The 3,716-nt window shown below is 55.1% G+C and carries 2 rRNA genes; both read right to left on the bottom strand.

What is annotated here, in order from left to right:
- Positions 1-56 precede the first annotated feature (56 nt).
- Positions 57-173 (bottom strand): 5S ribosomal RNA (rrf, locus tag BJQ90_RS00225).
- 223 nt (positions 174-396) lie between these two features.
- A 23S ribosomal RNA gene (locus BJQ90_RS00230) occupies positions 397-3,533 on the bottom strand.
- Between the last annotated feature and the right edge of the window lie 183 nt (positions 3,534-3,716).

The following is a 3,716-nucleotide window of genomic DNA, read 5'->3' on the forward strand; positions in this document are numbered from 1 at the left end:
TTAAATGCGGGAGAGCCCCGACCGTTGTGGTTGGGGCTCTCGACCGTTTAATGATGTTCCGGCGGTGACCTACTCTCCCACACCCTCCCGGGTGCAGTACCATCGGCGCTGTGGGTCTTAGCTTCCGGGTTCGGAATGGGACCGGGCGTTTCCCCCACGCTATGACCGCCGTAACCCTTGCTCCCGTTCCCCTGGCCGTGTGGCTGTGGGGTGGGAAATCTGTGGTGTTACAACTGTGGTGTTGTTATGGTGTTGTGGTTTTGTTCCCTGGATCAACGTGGCCGTTTGGTGACGGGTTTGTTGTTTGGGAACCACATAGTGGACGCAAGCAGTCTTGTTTCTTTGTACCACCCCTTGGGTGCGAACCCCTTTTGAAACGGGTTCGGAGGGTGGTGTGTGGTGTAAGTTATCGGCCTATTAGTACCGGTCAGCTTCACGAGTCGTTAGTCCTCGCTTCCACATCCGGCCTATCAACCCAGTGGTCTGGCTGGGGGCCTCTCACACACAAGGTGTATGGAAATCTCATCTCGAAGCGAGCTTCCCGCTTAGATGCTTTCAGCGGTTATCCCATCCGAACGTAGCTAATCAGCGGTGCACTTGGCAGTACAACTGACACACCAGAGGTTCGTCCGTCCCGGTCCTCTCGTACTAAGGACAGCCCTTCTCAAATTTCCTGCGCGCGCAGCGGATAGGGACCGAACTGTCTCACGACGTTCTAAACCCAGCTCGCGTACCGCTTTAATGGGCGAACAGCCCAACCCTTGGGACCTACTCCAGCCCCAGGATGCGACGAGCCGACATCGAGGTGCCAAACCATGCCGTCGATATGGACTCTTGGGCAAGATCAGCCTGTTATCCCCGAGGTACCTTTTATCCGTTGAGCGACGGCCATTCCACAATGTACCGCCGGATCACTAGTCCCGACTTTCGTCCCTGCTCGAGATGTCTCTCTCACAGTCAAGCTCCCTTGTGCACTTACACTCGACACCTGATTGCCAACCAGGCTGAGGGAACCTTTGGGCGCCTCCGTTACTTTTTAGGAGGCAACCGCCCCAGTTAAACTACCCATCAGGCACTGTCCCTGACCCGGATTACGGGCCGAAGTTAGATGTCCAAAGTGACCAGAGTGGTATTTCAACGATGACTCCACCCGAACTGGCGTCCGGGCTTCAACGTCTCCCACCTATCCTACACAAGCCACTCCGAACACCAATACCAAACTATAGTAAAGGTCTCGGGGTCTTTCCGTCCTGCTGCGCGTAACGAGCATCTTTACTCGTACTGCAATTTCGCCGAGTTTATGGTTGAGACAGCGGGGAAGTCGTTACTCCATTCGTGCAGGTCGGAACTTACCCGACAAGGAATTTCGCTACCTTAGGATGGTTATAGTTACCACCGCCGTTTACTGGGGCTTGAATTCTCAGCTTCGCCTTGCGGCTAACCGGTCCTCTTAACCTTCCAGCACCGGGCAGGAGTCAGTCCGTATACATCGTCTTGCGACTTCGCACGGACCTGTGTTTTTAGTAAACAGTCGCTTCCCCCTGGTCTCTGCGGCCCCTGCACGCTCCGGACAGCAAGTGTCCATCACGATGGGGGCCCCCCTTCTCCCGAAGTTACGGGGGCATTTTGCCGAGTTCCTTAACCATAATTCTCTCGATCGCCTTAGTATTCTCTACCTGATCACCTGTGTCGGTTTGGGGTACGGGCGGCTAAAACCTCGCGTCGATGCTTTTCTAGGCAGCATAGGATCACCGAATCCCCCCTTACGGGAGTCCCATCGGATCTCAGGCATCATGAACGGCGGATTTGCCTACCGTTCGCCCTACATCCTTAGACCGGGACAACCATCGCCCGGCTCGGCTACCTTCCTGCGTCACACCTGTTAATACGCTTGCCTCCCAGGATCAGGTCCCGCGCTCCACCAAAACCCTTCACCCACAAGGGGTGTCAGGCAGGTATTGGGCGGTTAGTATCCCCTGTTCAGCATGGGCGGTTTTTCGCCGGTACGGGAATATCAACCCGTTGTCCATCGACTACGCCTGTCGGCCTCGCCTTAGGTCCCGACTTACCCAGGGCAGATTAGCTTGACCCTGGAACCCTTGATCATTCGGCGGACGGGTTTCTCACCCGTCTTTCGCTACTCATGCCTGCATTCTCACTCGTGTAGGCTCCACCGCTGGTTTACACCGCGACTTCACTGCCCACACGACGCTCCCCTACCACTCCAGACGCCTGAACCAACCCCGCAAAGGGGCAGCTTAGCTAATATCTGAAATCCACAACTTCGGCGGTGTACTTGAGCCCCGCTACATTGTCGGCGCGGAATCACTTGACCAGTGAGCTATTACGCACTCTTTTAAGGATGGCTGCTTCTAAGCCAACCTCCTGGTTGTCTTCGCAACTCCACATCCTTTCCCACTTAGCACACGCTTAGGGGCCTTAGTTGGTGGTCTGGGCTGTTTCCCTCTCGACTATGAAGCTTATCCCCCACAGTCTCACTGCTGCGCTCTCACTTACCGGCATTCGGAGTTTGGCTGACGTCAGTAACCTTGTAGGGCCCATTAGCCATCCAGTAGCTCTACCTCCGGTAAGAAACACGCAACGCTGCACCTAAATGCATTTCGGGGAGAACCAGCTATCACGAAGTTTGATTGGCCTTTCACCCCTACCCACAGCTCATCCCCTCCATTTTCAACTGAAGTGGGTTCGGTCCTCCACGACGTCTTACCGTCGCTTCAACCTGGCCATGGGTAGATCACTTCGCTTCGGGTCTAGATCACGCCACTGCAACGCCCTATTCAGACTCGCTTTCGCTACGGCTTCCCCACACGGGTTAACCTCGCGACGTAACACTAACTCGCAGGCTCATTCTTCAAAAGGCACGCCGTCACCAGAATCAGACTGGCTCCGACGGATTGTAAGCACACGGTTTCAGGTACTGTTTCACTCCCCTCCCGGGGTACTTTTCACCTTTCCCTCACGGTACTGGTCCGCTATCGGTCATTAGGGAGTATTTAGGCTTATCAGGTGGTCCTGACAGATTCACACGGGATTTCTCGGGCCCCGTGCTACTTGGGATACTCCCCGGGCGGTACACAACATTTCGGTTACGGGGCTCACACCCTCTCTGGCCGGCCTTTCAAGACCGTTCACCTATGCCTGTACTACACACCCCACTGTCCCGGCAGAGACAGAATGGGAAGTCCCACAACCCCGACCATGCAACGCCCGCCGGCTATCACACATGGAACGGTTTAGCCTGATCCGCGTTCGCTCGCCACTACTGACGGAATCACTATTGTTTTCTCTTCCTGCGGGTACTGAGATGTTTCACTTCCCCGCGTTCCCTCCACGCACCCTATGTGTTCAGATGCGGGTCACCAGGCAACTCGCGCCCCTGGCGGGGTTTCCCCATTCGGACACCCTGGGATCACAGTCCGGTTATCGACTCCCCCAGGCTTATCGCAGATTCCTACGTCCTTCTTCGGCTCCTAATGCCAAGGCATCCACCGTGTGCTCTTAAAAACTTGACCACAAAAGATCAAAAAAACTAATTCACGAGAGAACCACGAAAACTGATACCACCACCCCACAGCCACACCCCTTAACAGGGCACCACCACGAAACAGCAGCACAGATCCAGGTTCATATTCTTGGAAATTGCTTCTTATAAAAGATGCTCGCGTCCACTATGTAGTTCTCAAACAACAACCCCA

The sequence above is a fragment of the Arthrobacter sp. SO3 genome (assembly GCF_020532825.1).
In the GTDB taxonomy this organism is placed as follows: Bacteria; Actinomycetota; Actinomycetes; order Actinomycetales; family Micrococcaceae; genus Arthrobacter.